Here is a 17828-nt window from a genome sequence, read left to right as displayed (position 1 = left end):
TGTTTTTCATCGCGCGTTCCGCCTACCCGCCGCCCGACGCCGGCAACAACGACTTCAGCTTCACGTTCGCATCGGCGAGCGCCGCGGGCACCACCGCGACGCCGAACTCGACCAGCCTCCTCGCCAGCTTCATCTCCTTGACGAATCCGGACGCGCGGCCGAAGCCGCTCGCCGCGACGAGCCGTCCGCCACCATCGAAATGGAAATGGATTTCGGCGTCGCCCTCGAGCCTGCGCGCGACCGCCAGCTCGCCGAGCGCCGGCTCCCCGGCCACCTGCAACTGCGCGTCGTACTGATCCGACCAGAACCACGGCAGCTCGCGATACGGTGCGTCGGCGCCGAGCATGTTGCGCGCGGCGGCGCGCGCCTGGGTCTCGGCGCCGTGCCAAGTTTCCTGGCGGACCGGTCGCCCCGACAACGCACTCGGAAACACCGCGACGTCGCCGGCCGCATAGATGCCGCGCGCCGACGTCTCGAGCCGCGCGTTCACGACGATGCCGCGATCGACCGCGAGGCCCGCGTCGCGCGCCAGTTCGTCGGCCGGTTCGATGCCGATGCCGGCCACGACCGTATCGGCGAACAACGTGTCGCCGTCGTCGAGCACGACGGCCAGCGCGCCGCCCGAGGTCCGCTCGATCGCAACGGGTTTGCGGTTCACGCGGATCGCCACGCCCTGCTCCTCGTGCAGCGCCTGCACGCGCGACGCGATGGTCTCCGGCACCGCGCGCCCGAGCAGGCGCGGCGCGGCGTCGAGCACGGTCACGCGGCAGCCGCACAGCCGCGCCGACGCCGCGACTTCGAGACCGATGAAGCCGCCGCCGATCAGCACGATCCGCGCGTCGGGCACGAGCCGCGCACCGAGCGCAGCCGCGTCGTCGAGCGTGCGCAATGCAAATACACCGTCGAGCGCCGCGCCCGGAATCGCGAGGCGGCGCACGCGAGCGCCGGTCGCGAGCAGCAGCGCATCGTAGCCGAACACCCGAGCGCCGGACACACGCACTTCGCGTGCGTGCGGATCGATGCGCTCGACCGTCGCGACGACCGGCTCGATGGCGTCGGCCGCCCATGCGTCCGGGTCGCGCAACCGGCACTGCGCCGCGCTGCGCTCGCCCGTCAGCACCCCTTTCGACAACGGCGGCCGCTCGTACGGCAGGTGCGCCTCCGCGCCGATCAGCACGATGCGCCCGCGCCAGCCGGACTCGCGCAACACCTGTGCTGCGCGGCCGCCCGCATGGCCCGCGCCGACGATCGCCATCACCCGGTCGTTGGTCATCGCATCACACCTCGATCAGGATGCGGCCGCCCTCGATCTTCGCGCGGTAGGTGCGCAGCTTCTCGCACGCGGGCGCGGACAGCGGCCGGCCGTCGCGCACGTCGAAGCGCCCGTTGTGCTTCGGGCATTCGATCACATGGTCCATCACGAGCCCGTCCGCGAGATGCACGCGCTCGTGCGTGCACAGGCCGTCGCTCGCATAGACATGGCCGTCGATCCGGTAGATCGCGTACGTGCGGCCTGCGTGGTCGAAGCGCGCGACGTCTTCATCGTCGATGTCGTCGAGCGCGCCGGTGTCGATCCATTGCGTCATGATGCGTGTCTCCTTGATTGGGTTGTGCGATGCAGGTCACGCGCGCGCGGTGTCCGGCACCGGCCGCACGACGTAGTGGGACGGGTCGCGCGTCTGCCGGACCAGCGCCGGCACGATCTCCGCATACGCGGCAAGCGTGCTGCGGTACGGCGGCGGCATGTCGGCCTTCACGGCCTCGTGCAGCTTCGGCAGCGCGTGGAACGGCACCATCGGGAACATGTGGTGCTCGACGTGGTAGTTCATGTTCCAGTACAGGAAACGGAACACCGGATTCATCATCACGGTCCGGCAGTTGCGCCGGTGATCGAGCACGTTCTCGGGCATGCCCGCGTGCTGCGTGAGGCCGAAGTACAGGTACAGCCACGCGCCGTAGAGGCTCGGCAGCCCGATGTAGAGCAGCGGCAGGATCGTGTGCCAGTACAGCGAGGCACCGGCCGCGAGCGCATAGACCGCGAGATGGATGCGCGCCTCGCGCACGACCTTCGGCCATTCCGATTCGGGCACGTAGGTGCGCTCCTCGTCGTCGAGCCGGCCGGTGAACGCGACGGCGATCATCTTGCGCAGTTCGCCGGCCACATGCTTCAGCGCGACGACGTTCAGCGCGAGCGCGAGCCAGTCGGTCGGCTTCGGCGCGGCGATTTCCGGATCGCGCCCGACGACCAGCGTGTCGGTGTGATGGCGCGCATGGCTCCAGCGCCACGCCGTCGCGCGGCGGAACACCTGGAACGACGCGACCTGGTACAGCGCATCGTTCATCCAGCGCGTGCGGAACGCGGTGCCGTGCCCGCATTCGTGCCAGCGCGAGTCGGCCGGGCTGCAGTACAGCGTGCCGTACACGAAGAATGCGGGAATGGCCCACGCCGAATGCGCGCGCCAGGCGAGCCACGCGAGCGCGCCGCTGGCCGCGATCGCCGCGTACCAGATCAGCGTGTCGCGGATCGCGCGCGCGTCGCCGCGCTGCATCAGCTGCTTCATCAGCGGCCGCGGCACCGCGCACCGGTACCACTCAGCGTTGACAAGCCCCGCCGCACGCGCGTGCTCGCCGGCGCCGCCGATCATCCGGTATGCCTGACGGCGCGCCGCCGTGCGGTCGTGCGCCTGGTCGTCGGTATGGGCCACTCGTGTCTCCTGGTTTGCTTGTGCGTGGGAAGCGCGGCAAGCGCTTCCTCATGGAACCAAAATTAGGCGACGGGCCGCCTCCGCTCAATCGAAACATTGACGAAATTTCGCCATCGCTTTAGCGTTCCAGGCAGCGCCACGTGACCGATGGCGACCACAACGATGGAGACGACCATGGCAGGTGAATCCGGGCCGCGCTGGCGCAAGCGCACCGCGCGCTTCGACGAGATCGCGGCGCTCGCCGGCGTCAGCACGACCACCGTCGATCGCGTACTGAACGAGCGCGGCAGCGTGTCGGCGCAAGCCCGCGAGCGCGTGGTCGCGGCGGCGCGGCAGCTCGGCGTGCCGCGGCAACTGCCCGACACGCGGCACGGGCTGATCCACGTCGACGTGCTGCTGCCGGACACCGACACGCCGTTCTTCCGGCGGCTGCAGCAGGCGCTGCAGCGCTCGCTGCAGATGCTCGACCGGCGCGTGGTCGTGCACCGGACGATCCTGCCCGCCGCAGACGACGAACGCGCCGCCGCGCTGATCGAGCGGCCCGCATACCGGCGCGCGGCGCTGATCGTCACGGCGCGCGACACCGCCCGCGTGCGCGACGCGCTGGCCGGCGCGATCGCGCGCGGCGAGACCGTCGTCACGATGGTCACCGACATCGGCGGCATCGACCGCGTGCACTACGCGGGCATCGACAACTACCGCGCCGGACGCACGGCCGGCTACTACATCGGCCGCCTGACGGCACGCCCCGGCCGCGTGCTGCTGCTCGGCGGGCGCATGGGCTACCGCGCGCACGTCGACCGGATCGCCGGCTGCCGCGACCAGCTCGCCGACGCGTTCGCCGCGCTGCGCTGCGACGACGAGCCGGTCGAGACGCTCGACCAGGACGACCGCTGCTACCGCGCGGTGGCGAAGGCACTGCAGGCGCACGACGACGTGGTCGCGATCTACAACAGCGGCGCCGGCTCGGCCGGCATCGAAGCGGCGCTGCGCAAGGCCGGCGCGGCCGGTCGCGTCGTCTGGATCGGGCACGAGATGCTCGACCAGCACCGCACCTTCATCGAAGCCGGCGCGATGGACCTCGCGATCGACCAGGATCCGGACGGACAGGCGATTTCCGCGCTGCAGCACGTGCTGCATGCGTGCGGGATCGTCGAGCCGCCGCCGCCGGGCGACCCGGTCGAATTCCGCGTGTTCTGTCCGGCGAACGTGAGGACGAGCGCCTACCTGCAGCCCTGAACGTCGCCGCGCATCGCGGCGTGGCGAAAAAATCGACCGCCGCATTGGCGATTTTTCGTCAACGTTTGTCATGCAGCCCGCGCGGCGCATCCGTACATTGGACAGCCATCCCCAGGACAACAACGGACCGGAGACGATGGCTGAACCGATCCTTATCGGCGTGAACCTCGACGGCGTGCTCGAACACGACGGCCTGCCGTTGCCCACGCCCGCAGAACGCTTCCGGATGGTCGCCGGCGCCAGCGTGTTCGACTACGTCGAAAAGAACCCGGCGCGCGGCGAAGACCTGTCGCCGTATTTCGCGCTGGTCGACCGCCATGCGCTGCCGATTCGCGTGATCGGCGGCATCTGGCGCGCGGGCCACGACGAGGCGCACGTCGCCGAAATCATCGATGCCGGTGCGCGGTTCGGCAGCACGGTACTCAACTGCCAGCTCTACGCGCATCACGCGGCCGGCCATCCGCTGTCGGACCGCGAAGTCGCCGATTTCTACCTGCGGACGTACGAACGCGGCGAGCCGGTCGGCTGCCTGCCGAGCCTCGAAGTGCACGTCGACATGTGGAGCGAGGATTTCGCGCGCATCGCGCGTGTCGCACGGCATGTCGAGCAGGCCGGTGCACCGTTCCGTATCACGCTCGATCATTCGCACCTGCTGTTCAAGATCGGCAATCGCGCCGAACTCGATGCGTCGGGCCTGCGTGAGCCCACCGACAGCGTGCGCCGCATGCTCGACCCCGCATCGCCGTCGGCCGTCTACGCCGACTGGATCGCGCGCGGCTGGGTCCGGCATGCGCATGCGCGCAGCGTGATTCCGGACAACCCGGAGAACCGCTGGATGCGCCGCGCGGACGGCCGGCCCGGCCGCGGCATCCAGTATCCGTTCGTCGCGCCGGCGCCGGGCGCCTATCACGGCGAATGGCGCGCGGAGCCGCTCGACACGTGGAAGGCCGCGCTGCGCCAGTTGCTGCAATCGCAGGTTCACGCGCGGCCGATGCGGCTCGAACAGATCAGCTGCGAGTTCATCCCGTTTCCCGACTACGGCGGCGGCGCCCGCTATTCGATCTTCGACAACAACGTCGCGTGCGCGCAATGGCTGCGCGACACATGGCACGCGCTCGCCGCGGCACCGGCGGATACGCCGGCCGACGCCACCGCGCGCGACCTCACCTGATTCGGCCCCCGCCTCCACTCGACACACAAGGACAGAACGATGACGCAAGCATTCCACTTTTCGCTGAACCGGATGAGCGCGCCGCGCCTGCCGCTCGACCGCTATGTCGCGTTGTGCCGGCGCCTCGGCATCGACACGATCGAGATCCGCAACGATCTCGACGGCGTCGAGATCGTCGACGGCACGCCGGCCGCCGCCGTGCGCGCGACGGCCGAAGCCGGCGGCGTGACGATCCTGACGATCAACGCGCTGCAGCGCTTCGAGCAATGGAACGCCGAGCGAGCGGACGAAGCCACCGTGCTGGCCGACTACGCGGCGCAATGCGGCGCGCGCGCGCTGGTGCTGTGCCCGACCAACAGCCGCGGCGATGCACGCGGCGCGGACGCTCGCCATGCGGATCTCGTGAAGGCGCTGAAGGCGCTCAAGCCGATCCTCGAAGCGCGCGGCCTGCTCGGCTTCATCGAGCCGCTCGGTTTCGAGGAATGCGCGCTGCGCCGCAAGTCGGACGCGGTGAAAGGCATCTATGCCGCAGCCGGCGAACAGGTGTTCCGGCTCGTGCACGACACGTTCCATCATCACCTGTCGGGCGAGGACATCTTGTTCCCGAACCTGACCGGCCTCGTGCACATCTCGGGCGTCGAGGACAGCGACCTGCCGGTCGACCGGATGCGCGACGGGCATCGCGTGCTGGTCGGCGACGCCGACCGGCTCGGCAACATCCGGCAGTTGCGCGAATTGCTCGCGCGCGGCTATCGCGGCGCGTTCTCGTTCGAGCCGTTCGCGAACGAAATCGCCGAGGCCGACGACATCGAAGACCGGCTGCGCGCGAGCATCGACTACGTGCGCGGCGAGCTGGCAACGCGCTGAGCATCGCGGCGGCGCACGCCGCCGCGGCAACCACCGCGCATCGCGCCGCGCACGGAGATGCGCACGATGCGATGCAGGCAAGCAGGCAATCCACAACAAAACGACGACTGGTCTGGAGACGACATGAAACGAATCGCGCCATCCATGCTGGTATTATCAGGAATCCTCTGTTGTTCGGGCGCTTTTGCACAGACGTCGGTCACGCTGTACGGCGTCGCCGACGCGGGCCTCGACTACGTGAGCCAGGTGCAGGCCGGCAACGGCGCCACCGCGTCGCGGCTGCGCGCGCAAAGCAGCGACTGGGGCGCGAGCCGGTTCGGGCTGCTCGGCCAGGAAGACGTCGGCGGCGGCTATCGCGTGATCTTCAACCTTGAATCGGGCACCAACCTGATGTCGGGCACCGCGGGCGAAGGCAACGGCCGCCTGTTCAGCCGCAAGGCGCTCGTCGGCGTGCGCAACGACCGGCTCGGCACGCTGACGTTCGGCCGCAACCTGTTCATCGCGAACGACCAGTGGGACATGGACCCGCTGCTGCAGCAGGCGTATTCGGCGACCGCGCTGGTACGCAGCCGCAACGTGCCGATCACCAGCAACAACATCGAATACCGGTCGCCGTCGTGGAACGGTTTCAGCGTGCATGCGCAGTATGCGCTCGGCAACCAGGCCGGCGGCTTCAATCTCGGCGCGGCGAACGAGTTCGGCCGCAGCGACGGGATCCAGCTCACGTACCGCAACGACTTCGTGATGCTGCGCGCCATGTATGACGAACTGCGCGACGCGAACGGCCGGATGAACAACGTGTTCACGAGCTCGCGCGAAGTCTTCGCCGGCGCGAACCTCTATTGGCGCGCGCTGACCTTGCAGGCCGCGTACACGCACCTGAACGCACCCGATACGCCCGCCGGCCTCGCGCGCAATGCGGACCACTACTGGGTCGGTGCGCAGTACCGCGTGACGCCCGCGCTCGCGCTCGGCGCCGCCGCGTACTACGTGCACGTCGGATCGGGCGCGGGCGATGCGACGCACGATCCGTCCGGCCACGCGTCGATGTTCGCGCTCGGCACCGCATACAGCCTGTCGAAGCGCACGCTGCTCTACGCGACCGTCGCGCATGTGCGCAACGCGAGCGGCTCGAATTTCTCGGTCGCGAACAACAACCCCGGCACGGACAACGACAATCTCGCGAACCCGCTGCCGGGCCGTTCGCAGACAGGTGTGAACATCGGCATCAACCATTCGTTTTGACGTGCAACACGGGCCGCGGCCAGTGCGGGCCGCGCCCTATCGGAAGACAACGGACTCAACAGGAGAACAGGATGATCGAATTCGCTTTGTTCGGCGCGGGAAGAATCGGCAAGATCCATGCGGCGAATCTCGCGCGCCACCCGGGCGCGAAGCTGAAATACGTGATCGACCGGCATGCGCCGTCGGCCGAAGCGCTCGCGCATGCGCACGGCGCGCAGGTCGCCGACATCGAGCGCGCGCTCGGCGATGCGGCGGTGCAGGCGGTCGTGATCGCGTCGAGCACCGACACGCATGCGGACCTGATCGTCGCGGCGGCGAACGCGGGCAAGGCCGTGTTCTGCGAGAAGCCGGTCGACCTGACCGTCGAGCGCTCGCGCGCATGCGCGGACGTCGTGCGGCGCACCGGCGTGACCTGCATGATCGGCTTCCAGCGCCGCTTCGACCCGACGTTCGCCGCGCTGAAGGCACGGGTCGAACGCGGCGAGATCGGCGAACCCGAGATGCTGGTCGTCACGAGCCGCGACCCGGGCGCGCCGCCCGTCGACTACATCCGCAGCTCGGGCGGGATCTTCAAGGACATGCTGATCCACGACTTCGACGTGTTCCGCTGGATCCTCGGCGACGAAGCGCAGACGCTGCACGCGACCGGCAGTTGCCTGACCGACCCGGCCGTGCTCGATGCCGGCGACATCGATTCGACCGCGGTGACGATCCGCACCCGGCGCGCGCTGCTGTGCCAGATCAACACGTCGCGCCGCGCGGCCTACGGCTACGACCAGCGCTTCGAGCTGCTCGGCAGCAACGGGATGCTGCAGGCCGGCAACGTGCGGTCGACCGAGGTGAGCGCGTGGCTGGCCGGCGGCATCGCGACGGACGTGCCGGAGCCGTTCTTCCTCGAGCGCTACCGGCATGCGTACGCGGCCGAGATCGCGCACTTCGTCGACGCGCTGCGCGACGGCACGCCGGTCAGGACGACGATCGACGACGGGCTCGCCGCGCTCGAGCTGGCCGAGGCCGCGATGACGTCGTGGAAAACGGGGCGCACGATCGAGGTGTGACGCAAACGATGGCGGCCGGTGCAAGCGGGCCGCCATCGTCGCACGATCGGCAGCCCGCCTGTACGACAGGCTGCGACGGTACGGCCGCATCGGGCAAATTTGCCGAAACGTCACGCGGCATGCGCGTGAAAGCACGTATGATGACGAATTGATCGGCGTCGCCGATATCCCGCTTGTTCACCATCATGCTCGATCACCTCATCTGCGACTGCGACGGCGTGCTCGTCGACAGCGAAGTCATCGCCGACCGCGTGCTGCTTGAAACGCTGACCGCCACGTTCCCGCACATCGATTTCGAAGCCGCCGCGAAGTCGGCGTTCGGCCAGCAGACGTCGCGTTTCCTCACGGGGCTCGAATCCCGCTTCGGGATCGAGATGCCTGCCAACTTCATCGAGACCATCGAGCACAACATCGAGATCGCGCTGGCGCAATCGCTCGCGCCGATCACCGGCGTGCGCGACGCACTGCTGAAGGTCAGCCTGCCGGCCGCCGTCGTGTCGAACAGCCGGCTCGTGCGCGTGCGCAGCTCGCTGAAGCGCGCATCGCTCACCGAGATCTTCGCCGAGCGCGTGTTCAGTTCGGAGCAAGTGTCGCGGCCGAAGCCCTACCCCGACGTCTACCTGTATGCGGCGCAAACGCTCGGCGTGGTGCCGGAGCGCTGCATCGTCGTCGAGGACAGCATATCGGGGTTGAATGCCGCACGCGCGGCGGGGATGAAGACGATCGCGTTCGTCGGCGCGAGCCACATCCCCGACAACTACGCGGACGCGCTGCGCGCGATGGGCATCACGCGGATCATGCGCAAGATGGACGAACTGCCGGCGCTCGTCGAAGCCGGCATGCGTGGCGAATTCGGCGACGTGCAGTCCTGACCTTCATTCAGGCCGGATCAGGCCGCCCCGGCGCGCGCCGGTTCACGCACGCCAGGTCGGGGGCGCGCGAACGCGCCCGCTCGCACCGCCCTCAGGCCGGTTCGCAGCAACGCTCGCGCGCGGCCGCCAGCGCTGCGCGGAATTCGACAAGCTCCGCGATCGTCAGCATCGGTAACCCGTGCTGTTTCGCGAAACGCTCGACGTCGTCGCCGCGCGTCATCGTGCCGTCCGGATTCATCAGCTCGCACAGCACGCCGGCCGGCTTCAGGCCCGCGAGGATCGACAGGTCGACCGTGCCTTCGGTGTGACCGCGGCGCGCCAGCACGCCACCCGGTTGCGCACGCAACGGAAACACGTGGCCGGGGCGCACGATGTCGTGCGGCTTCGCGTTGTCGGCGATCGCCGCGCGGATCGTCGTCACGCGGTCGGCCGCCGATACGCCCGTATGCACGCCTTCGCGCGCCTCGATCGACACGGTGAACGCGGTGCCGTTGCGGCTTTCGTTGGTCTGCACCATCGGCGGCAGCTCGAGCGCGCGCACCGTGTCGTCGGTCAGGCACAGGCACACGATGCCGCTGCACTCGCGGATCAGCAGCGCCATCGTCTCGGGCGTGATGCGCTCGGCGGCGACGATCAGGTCGGCCTCGTTCTCGCGGTCGTGATCGTCCTGCAGCACGACCGCGCGGCCCGCGCGCATCGCTTCGAGCGCAGCGGCGATGCGCGGCGGCACCGGTTCGGAATCCAGCAACGGGAGATCGGCAAAGGCGTCGGCCGGTGCCGACGAAAGGGACATCAAGGACATGTGAAACGCTCCTCGCAAATACGATTTGGGCGAAAAACGTTTCAGGGCATTGCAAACAGACAGAACGACAACCCGCTTCGCACGCATCGCGAAGCGGCCCTGGCGGACATGACTATCTGCACATCTTCTCTCATCCGGACTGTGACCGTCGGCTCTGGCATTCGACCAGATCTGCTGACCCCGCGCGGTGGCGCGGGCGCTCGCGGGCTCGCCGGCTTACGCCAGCCTACCGCCGGTGGGGAATTTCGCCCCGCCCTGAAGACGCACTGATTGCCGGATGGGGGCTGCCCATCACCGGCGGGCCAAGCATACAACAGCCGCGCGCATGGCGCAGCGAACCACACCTAAAACCTTACTGACGACTCCGTCTAACGGCATCGTCCAAACGGCCGACGGTCGCGCTGCGATCCCGCCCGATACGGGGACAGCAACCGTTCCGTGCGGCCCGCCCGATCAGCCGGCCGCGTGCGCCGCATCGGGCACGAGCCAGCGGGGCGGCACCTCGGGGCTCACCGTCACGCGGAACGCGCGCGCCTCGCTGTCGCCCGGGTTGCGCAGGCTGTACGGCTGGTCGGCATCGAACACGATCGCGTCGCCGGTCGCGAGCAACTGGCGGCGGTCATGCACGCTGATTTCGAGCGTGCCCTCGCTGACGACGAGGTTGACCGTCGTGCCGGGCGCGCGGCGCGTGCCGGGCTCCGTATGCAGCGGCGCGATCCGCAGCTCGTGGAATTCGGCCGCGGCCGGCTCGCCTTCCGGGTACAGCGCACGCGCCGAGAAACGGCCGTTCGAACTGACGACGCGCGACGCGCGCTCGGCCGCCAGGTGCTCGAAGCCGTTCACCGCATGGCGGCGCAGGAATGCGGCAACCGACACTTTCAGCGCCGCGGCGATCTTGCAGAGCACCTTGATCGACGGCACGCTGCGCGCCGACTCGATCTGCGCGAGCATCGCGCGCGACACGCCGGACAGCCGCGCGAGCGCATCGAGCGACAGCTGCCGCTCGGCGCGCAAGCGCGCGAGATTCACGCCGACGACCTGCTCGAGAAGGTCGAGCGACGCGGACGTCCGCGCGTCGGCGGCATCGCCGGACTCGAAGGAAGACACATCGCGCACCAGCGCCAGGGGTGAAGACATAGCATTGCCTCCGGGCCGCTGCGCGGCCCTGCGTATGGGGTAAGCCGGGATCGGAATCGCGTTGCGCCAGCAATGGCGCGTATCGAGACGCTATCACCCGGCCTTGTGCGGGCAAACGAAGTTATCTTCACACCGTTATCAGCATCGCGGAGGAATGCGTTTCTCGCGAACCTTTTCCTGCCGCTATGGCGTCGCTGTCACGTTGCGGTTACGTCACCACGGCGCCGCTCATTGCGCCGCCGGCGCCGCGCCGCGAGCCGGCGCCCGCGCGTCGAGCCGCATCGCGAACCACGTGACGACGAGCGCCGCGAACGTCACCGCGACGGCGACCCACGGCAGTGCATCGAGCGCGAAGCCGTGTTCCAGCGCGAGGCCGCCGAGCCACGCGCCGCCCGCATTGCCGACGTTGAACGCGCCGATATTGAGCGTCGATGCGAGATGCGGCGCGCTCGCGGCCTTCTCGACCACACGCGCCTGCAGCGGCGGCACCGTCGCGAACGCGGCGATCCCCCACACGAACACGGTGACGGCGGCCGCGACCGGCAAGTGGCTCGTCTTCGCGAACACGGCCATCACGGCCATCAGCGCGACGAGGATCGCGATCAGCGACGGCATCAGCGCGCGGTCGGCGAGCTTGCCGCCGAGCGTATTGCCGATCGTCAGCCCTGCACCGAACAGCACGAGGATCAGTGCGACCGAGCGCGGCGAGTAGCCCGACACGGTCTCGAGAATCGGCGCGATATACGTGAACACGACGAACACGCCGCCGAAGCCGAGCACGGTCATCAGCAGCGCGAGCCACACCTGCGGGTCCTTCAGTACGCGCACTTCGTGGCCGAGGCCGACCGGCCCGCTGTCGTGGCGGTTCGGCACCAGCGCGGCCACGCCGCCGAGCGCCAGCACGCCGAGCGCGGCGACGATCCAGAACGATGCGCGCCAGCCGAGCAACTGGCCGACGAACGTGCCGAACGGCACGCCGAGCACGTTCGACAGCGTGAGCCCCGTGAACATCAGCGCGATCGCGCTCGCCCGCTTGTCGGCCGGCACGAGCGACGCGGCAACCACCGCGCCGATCCCGAAGAACGAACCGTGCGCGAACGACGTGATCACGCGCGCGACCATCAGCATCGCGTAGCCGGACGCGGTGGCGCACAGCACGTTGCCGACGATGAAGATCGCCATCAGCAACTGCAGTGCGGCCTTGCGCGGCATGCGGCTCGTCAGCACCGCGAGGAGCGGCGCGCCGACCGCGACGCCGAGCGCGTACCCCGTGACGAGCAGGCCGGCCGACGGCAGCGATACCGCGAGGTCGTGCGCGACTTCGGGCAACAGGCCCATGATGATGAATTCGGTGGTGCCGATGGCGAAGGCGCTGATCGCAAGCGCCAGTAACGGGATGGGCATGACGTTCTCCGGAAGGCGGCGGACGCGGCGCCCGGTCGGTGCCGCACCGCACAAGAAGCGGGATGTGCGCGCATTGTCCCGAAGACGCCTATATTTGATAATTGGCGTGGCATTTGAATCATTTTCAAAAAATTGTGGAAAATCGAATGGATCGACTGGGCGATATCCGGCTGTTCGTCGAGGCGGCGGAACTGGGCAGCCTGTCCGCTGCCGGGCGCAAGCTGAACCTCACGCCGGCCGCCGCGAGCGCGCGGCTCGCGAAGCTCGAGGCGAAGACCGCGACGCGGCTGTTCGAGCGTTCGACGCGGCAGTTGCGGCTCACCGACGAGGGCCGGCTGTACCTGAACTGCTGCCGCCAGGCGCTGCAGGCACTCGACGACGCGGACGCGATGCTGCAGGAAGGCCGCAACGTCGTCGGCGGCAAGGTGCGGCTGTCGTCGACATCCGATTTCGGCCGCAACCAGTTGCTCGACTGGCTCGACGAATTCACGACGCGCCATCCGGACGTCACGTTCTCGCTGACGGCGTCCGATTCGTCGTCGAACCTGTGGCAGGACGAGATCGACCTCGCGATCCGCTTCGCCGCACCGCCCGACGGCGCGCTGATCGCACGCCGGCTCGCGACGAACCGACGCGTGCTGTGCGCGGCGCCGTCGTTCGTCGAACGCCACGGCGTGCCGGCCGATCCGCACGATCTGGCCCGCTTTCCATGCAACGTGATCACGATCGCGTCCGGCCCGATGAACACGTGGCACTTCACGCGCGGCGACGAGGTGCAGATCCACACGGTGCCGGTGGCGACCGCGTTCGAGACCAACGACGGCGGCCTCACGCGCGAATGGACGCTGCGCGGCCACGGCATTGCGCTGAAATCGCTGTGGGACATCGCCGACGACGTCCGCGCGGGCCGGCTGCGCGTGCTGCTGCCCGACTGGCGGCACCAGGACGCGCCGCTGCACGCGATCTATCACAGCAAGCGCTACATGGCGCCGCGCGTGCGCGTGCTGCTCGACTTTCTCGCCGAACGCTTCGCGCGCGAGGAAGCCGCGCTCGACGACCTGCTGAACGCGTGCCGCTGACGGCCGGCATGCCGCCGTTCAAGGGTCGGAACCCGGCGATCGACGTCGCGCGGCCGCAACCTGCCGGCCGTCCGGGGCAGCGTGAAAAGCTATAATGGAAAGCTTTCCCGACGGCCTTTCATGCTGGATGCGCGCAACCTGCGTGCAGCGCACGGCCGTCCCGATTCACCCTTGACGACGCCCCCAGGTCAACCACTGCGAACGGCGAACCCCCATGACCAAGAAAGTTTACGTAAAGACCTTCGGCTGCCAGATGAACGAGTACGACTCGGACAAGATGGTGGACGTGCTCAATGCGGCCGAAGGCCTCGAAAAGACCGATACCCCGGAAGACGCGGACATCATCCTGTTCAACACGTGCTCGGTGCGTGAAAAGGCGCAGGAGAAGGTGTTCTCCGATCTCGGCCGCGTGCGCGAGCTGAAGGAAGCGAAGCCCGGCCTGCTGATCGGCGTCGGCGGCTGCGTCGCGAGCCAGGAAGGCGCATCGATCGTGTCGCGCGCACCGTACGTCGACCTCGTGTTCGGCCCGCAGACGCTGCACCGCCTGCCGCAGATGATCGATGCGCGCCGCGCGAGCGGCCGCGCGCAGGTCGACATCACGTTCCCCGAGATCGAGAAGTTCGACCACCTGCCGCCCGCGCGCGTCGAGGGGCCGAGCGCGTTCGTGTCGATCATGGAAGGCTGCTCGAAGTACTGCAGCTACTGCGTGGTGCCGTACACGCGCGGCGATGAAGTGTCGCGCCCGCTCGACGACGTGCTGACCGAAGTGGCCGGCCTCGCCGACCAGGGCGTGCGCGAAGTCACGCTGCTCGGCCAGAACGTCAACGCCTATCGTGGCGCGCTGACGGCCGGCTCGCCGGAAATCGCCGATTTCGCGACGCTGATCGAATACGTCGCCGACATCCCCGGCATCGAGCGGATCCGCTACACGACGTCGCACCCGAAGGAATTCACGCAGCGCCTGATCGACACCTACGCAAAGGTGCCGAAGCTCGTGAGCCACCTGCACCTGCCCGTCCAGCACGGTTCCGACCGCATCCTGATGGCGATGAAGCGCGGCTATACGGTGCTCGAATACAAATCGGTGATCCGCAAGCTGCGCGCGATCCGCCCCGACCTGTCGCTGTCGACCGACATGATCGTCGGCTTCCCCGGCGAGACCGAGGACGATTTCGACAAGATGATGGCGCTCGTGCACGAGATGGGCTACGACACGAGCTTCTCGTTCATCTACAGCCCGCGCCCCGGCACGCCGGCCGCGAACCTGCACGACGACACGCCGCGCGAAGCGAAGCTCAAACGCCTGCAACATCTGCAGGCGACCATCGAGGAGAACGTCGCGCGCATCAGCCAGTCGATGGTCGGGAAGGTCGAGCGGATCCTCGTCGAGGGCCCGTCGCGCAAGGACCCGAACGAACTCGCGGGCCGCACCGAGAACAACCGGGTCGTGAATTTCCCGGCGCCGCTCGCGTCGCACCCCCGCCTGATCGGCCAGATGATCGACGTGAAGATCAACCATGCGTACCCGCACTCGCTGCGCGGCGAGCTCGTGCTCGTCAGCGACGACGCGAGCGCGGCCACCCACTGACTGACGCATCACCGGAGCCCGACGCCACTTTGAAGACCACCCAACCCCTGGAATTCATCGCGCCGCGCGACGACAACGCGCGCCTTGCCAATCTCTGCGGCCCGCTCGACGAAAACCTGCGGCAGATCGAACAGGCGCTCGACGTCACGCTCGCACGGCGCGGCCACCGGATCACGATCCGCGGGCGCGGCGCCAAGCTCGCGCTTGCGGCGCTCGATAACTTCTACAACCGCGCGCGCGATCCGCTGTCGGTCGACGACATCCAGCTCGCGCTGGTCGAAGTGCGCCACACCGCCGGCAACGGCCGCGAGAACACGCTCGACGTGCGCTTCCGCGGCGACCCCGACCATCCGTTCGACGAGCCTGTCGTGCAGCTCGACGACGAGGCGCTCGAAGAGCAGGGACCGAAGCTCTACACGCGGCGCGCCGACCTGCGCGGCCGCACGCCCGCGCAGCGCGAATACCTGAAGCAGATCCTGTCGCACGACGTCACGCTCGGCATCGGGCCGGCCGGCACCGGCAAGACCTACCTCGCGGTCGCGTGCGCGGTCGACGCGCTCGAGCGCGACCAGGTCAAGCGGATCGTGCTGACGCGCCCGGCCGTCGAGGCCGGCGAGCGGCTCGGCTTCCTGCCGGGCGATCTCGCGCAGAAGGTCGACCCGTACCTGCGTCCGCTGTACGACGCGCTGTACGACCTGCTCGGCTTCGACAAGACGGCCAAGATGTTCGAGCGTCAGATGATCGAGATCGCGCCGCTCGCGTACATGCGCGGCCGCACGCTGAACCACGCGTTCATCATCCTCGACGAGGCGCAGAACACGACGCCCGAGCAGATGAAGATGTTCCTCACGCGGATCGGCTTCGGCTCGAAGGCGGTCGTGACCGGCGACACGAGCCAGGTCGACCTGCCGCGCGGCCACAAGAGCGGCCTCGTCGAGGCGCAGCAGGTACTCGGCGGCGTGCGCGGCATCGCGCTCACGCGTTTCACGAGCGCGGACGTCGTGCGCCATCCGCTCGTCGCGCGCATCGTCGAGGCGTACGACGAGTTCCACGCGCAGCACCAGGACGGCTGACCGGCCAGCGCGCCCGCGCGCTACCCCCGGCCTGCCGGCCCGGCCCGCCAGACGGCGCGCCGGGCTTTTTTTCGCCCGCGCGAATTCGGGTGCGATCGGCCGTTTGGTGTATCCTCAACGCGTTCCAATCGCCGCACGCGTCATGAAATCCTCCCGTTCTCGCAAGGCCGGGCGCGCCCAGCCGGCCGCACCCGAATCTCCCCGTCTTTCGCTGTTCGACGCGAAGGGCAAGGCCCGCACCGTCAACGCGCAGGGGCTGCGAATCGACTTCCCGGACGGCCGCAGCCTGATGTTCGACCTGTCGGGCAGCTCGGGGGAAGCAGCCGTCGCGATCGTCGCGCAGCACAACGATCCGGCGATGCGCGCGAAGCTCGCGCTGCAGCCCGAGCACTACGACAGCGTGACGCTGCACGTGGGCGCCGAGCCGGCGCCGCGCGAAGACGAAATCGAAGACGCGCTGCGCGAGCCGGAACTCGACCTGTCCGTCCAGTACGGCGACGAAATCACGAGCGACGTGCGCAAGACGCTGCCCAAGCGCAAGCTGATTGCCGAATGGATCGAGCCGGCGCTGTTCGCCAGCGCGCAGCTCACCGTGCGCTTCGTCGGTGAAGACGAAGGCCGCACGCTGAACGCCGGCTACCGCCACAAGGACTACCCGACCAACGTGCTGACCTTCGCGTACGACGCGGCGCCCGACGGCACCGTGATCGGCGACCTCGTGTTGTGCTGCCCGGTCGTCGAGAAGGAGGCGCACGACCAGGACAAGCCGCTCACGGCCCACTACGCGCACCTGCTGGTGCACGGCGCGCTGCACGCGCAGGGCTACGACCACGAGACGAGCGACGAGGACGCGGCCGAAATGGAAGCGCTCGAGGTCGACATCCTCGCGAAGCTGGGCTTCCCGAATCCGTACCAGTAAGCCGTCCGCACGATGCGCAACGCCGCAATGCTCCCGCCCGCCTACCCGCCGTCGATCGGCGACGGGCGGCTGCTGACGGAAGACGAGCTCGCGGCGTCGCTCGCGCACACGATGCGCGACTGGGACGGCCGGCAGGACCTCTGGCTGTTCGGCTATGGCTCGCTGATCTGGAACCCGGGATTGCCGACCGTCGCCGCCGTGCGCGGCAAGGTGCACGGCTACCATCGCGGGCTCTATCTATGGTCGCGCGTGAACCGCGGCACGCCCGAACGCCCGGGCCTCGTGCTCGCGCTCGATCGCGGCGGCTCGTGCTCGGGCATCGCGTTCCGGCTCGCGGGCCCGACCGCGCAGCCGCACCTCGAGACGCTGTGGAAGCGCGAAATGCCGATGGGTTCGTACCGGCCCGCGTGGCTGCCGTGCTCGCTCGAGAACGGCGAACGCGTCAACGCGCTCGCGTTCGTGATGCGCCGCGACGCACCGACCTATACGGGCAAGCTGTCCGACCCCGTCGTGAAGGAAGTGTTCGGCTGCGCGGCCGGCCGTTACGGCACGACGCTCGACTATGTGAGCCGAACGGTCGACGCGCTGCGCGCGAGCGGCATTCCCGATCGCGCGCTGGAAGGGCTGCTCGCGCGATGCCGGTGACGCAACGCGACGCCCGGCTTGCCG

17 protein-coding genes and 1 riboswitch are annotated in these 17828 nt (G+C 68.8%); of the genes, 11 read left to right on the top strand and 6 right to left on the bottom strand.

What is annotated here, in order from left to right; genetic code table 11:
• Positions 1 to 22 precede the first annotated feature (22 nt).
• From JYG32_RS17150 to JYG32_RS17140, 3 genes are read right to left on the bottom strand one after another with little or no spacing between them, the layout of a single operon-like run.
• Entirely contained in the window at positions 23 to 1273 is a 1251-nt protein-coding gene (locus JYG32_RS17150) for an NAD(P)/FAD-dependent oxidoreductase (protein WP_213264184.1), read from the bottom strand.
• A 4-nt stretch (positions 1274 to 1277) separates the two neighbouring features.
• Positions 1278 to 1586 carry a non-heme iron oxygenase ferredoxin subunit gene (locus JYG32_RS17145; RefSeq protein WP_174383307.1) on the bottom strand — a complete coding sequence of 103 codons (309 nt, stop codon included), beginning with the start codon at positions 1584 to 1586 and terminating at the stop codon, positions 1278 to 1280.
• 36 nt (positions 1587 to 1622) lie between these two features.
• Positions 1623 to 2705 carry a fatty acid desaturase family protein gene (locus tag JYG32_RS17140; protein ID WP_213264183.1) on the bottom strand — a complete coding sequence of 361 codons (1083 nt, stop codon included), beginning with the start codon at positions 2703 to 2705 and terminating at the stop codon, positions 1623 to 1625.
• Between the two features lie 174 nt (positions 2706 to 2879).
• On the opposite strand from JYG32_RS17140, the gene JYG32_RS17135 reads away from it, so the two are divergent.
• The 6 genes from JYG32_RS17135 (at position 2880) to JYG32_RS17110 (ending at position 9157) form a co-directional block, all read left to right on the top strand.
• Entirely contained in the window at positions 2880 to 3944 is a 1065-nt protein-coding gene (locus JYG32_RS17135) for a LacI family DNA-binding transcriptional regulator (protein ID WP_213264182.1), read from the top strand.
• Positions 3945 to 4080: 136 nt separating this feature from the next.
• Complete coding sequence (locus JYG32_RS17130; protein WP_213264181.1) at positions 4081 to 5115, top strand: xylose isomerase; 1035 nt, start codon at positions 4081 to 4083, stop codon at positions 5113 to 5115.
• Between the two features lie 39 nt (positions 5116 to 5154).
• A complete protein-coding gene (locus JYG32_RS17125) occupies positions 5155 to 5982 on the top strand; it encodes a TIM barrel protein (RefSeq protein ID WP_213264180.1) in 828 nt (275 codons plus the stop codon).
• A gap of 144 nt (positions 5983 to 6126) precedes the next feature.
• Entirely contained in the window at positions 6127 to 7227 is a 1101-nt protein-coding gene (locus JYG32_RS17120) for a porin (protein WP_249744561.1), read from the top strand.
• A gap of 71 nt (positions 7228 to 7298) precedes the next feature.
• Entirely contained in the window at positions 7299 to 8285 is a 987-nt protein-coding gene (iolG, locus tag JYG32_RS17115) for an inositol 2-dehydrogenase (RefSeq protein WP_213264178.1), read from the top strand.
• Positions 8286 to 8470: 185 nt separating this feature from the next.
• A complete protein-coding gene (locus tag JYG32_RS17110; protein ID WP_174383309.1) occupies positions 8471 to 9157 on the top strand; it encodes an HAD family hydrolase in 687 nt (228 codons plus the stop codon).
• Positions 9158 to 9248: 91 nt separating this feature from the next.
• Here the strand turns inward: JYG32_RS17110 and ribB are convergent, their stop codons facing one another.
• The 3 genes from ribB to JYG32_RS17095 all read right to left on the bottom strand — a co-directional run bounded on the left by ribB (position 9249) and on the right by JYG32_RS17095 (position 12500).
• Complete coding sequence (ribB, locus tag JYG32_RS17105) at positions 9249 to 9959, bottom strand: 3,4-dihydroxy-2-butanone-4-phosphate synthase (RefSeq protein ID WP_174383300.1); 711 nt, start codon at positions 9957 to 9959, stop codon at positions 9249 to 9251.
• Between the two features lie 118 nt (positions 9960 to 10077).
• Positions 10078 to 10226: riboswitch (FMN riboswitch) on the bottom strand.
• A gap of 186 nt (positions 10227 to 10412) precedes the next feature.
• The gene (locus JYG32_RS17100; protein WP_174383299.1) at positions 10413 to 11096 is read right to left on the bottom strand and encodes a helix-turn-helix domain-containing protein; all 684 of its coding nucleotides are present in this window, start codon (positions 11094 to 11096) and stop codon (positions 10413 to 10415) included.
• Between the two features lie 228 nt (positions 11097 to 11324).
• Positions 11325 to 12500, bottom strand: a complete 1176-nt coding sequence (locus JYG32_RS17095; RefSeq protein ID WP_174383298.1) for an MFS transporter — start codon at positions 12498 to 12500, stop codon at positions 11325 to 11327.
• A 146-nt stretch (positions 12501 to 12646) separates the two neighbouring features.
• Here JYG32_RS17095 and JYG32_RS17090 point away from each other — a divergent pair, with 146 nt between their 5' ends.
• From JYG32_RS17090 to JYG32_RS17070, 5 genes are all read left to right on the top strand, one after another.
• Positions 12647 to 13579: a LysR family transcriptional regulator gene (locus tag JYG32_RS17090; RefSeq protein WP_213264177.1), complete on the top strand. Its 933-nt coding sequence runs from the start codon at positions 12647 to 12649 to the stop codon at positions 13577 to 13579.
• A 214-nt stretch (positions 13580 to 13793) separates the two neighbouring features.
• Complete coding sequence (gene miaB / locus JYG32_RS17085; protein WP_213264176.1) at positions 13794 to 15167, top strand: tRNA (N6-isopentenyl adenosine(37)-C2)-methylthiotransferase MiaB; 1374 nt, start codon at positions 13794 to 13796, stop codon at positions 15165 to 15167.
• 29 nt (positions 15168 to 15196) lie between these two features.
• A complete protein-coding gene (locus tag JYG32_RS17080) occupies positions 15197 to 16240 on the top strand; it encodes a PhoH family protein (protein ID WP_213264175.1) in 1044 nt (347 codons plus the stop codon).
• 142 nt (positions 16241 to 16382) lie between these two features.
• Positions 16383 to 17159: an rRNA maturation RNase YbeY gene (ybeY, locus tag JYG32_RS17075; protein WP_174383294.1), complete on the top strand. Its 777-nt coding sequence runs from the start codon at positions 16383 to 16385 to the stop codon at positions 17157 to 17159.
• A 12-nt stretch (positions 17160 to 17171) separates the two neighbouring features.
• Complete coding sequence (locus JYG32_RS17070) at positions 17172 to 17804, top strand: gamma-glutamylcyclotransferase (protein ID WP_065499222.1); 633 nt, start codon at positions 17172 to 17174, stop codon at positions 17802 to 17804.
• The last annotated feature ends 24 nt before the right edge of the window (positions 17805 to 17828 follow it).

This window comes from Burkholderia pyrrocinia, assembly GCF_018417535.1.
Classification (GTDB): domain Bacteria; phylum Pseudomonadota; class Gammaproteobacteria; order Burkholderiales; family Burkholderiaceae; genus Burkholderia; species Burkholderia pyrrocinia_E.
This window is presented reverse-complemented; position numbering and strand designations above follow the sequence as displayed.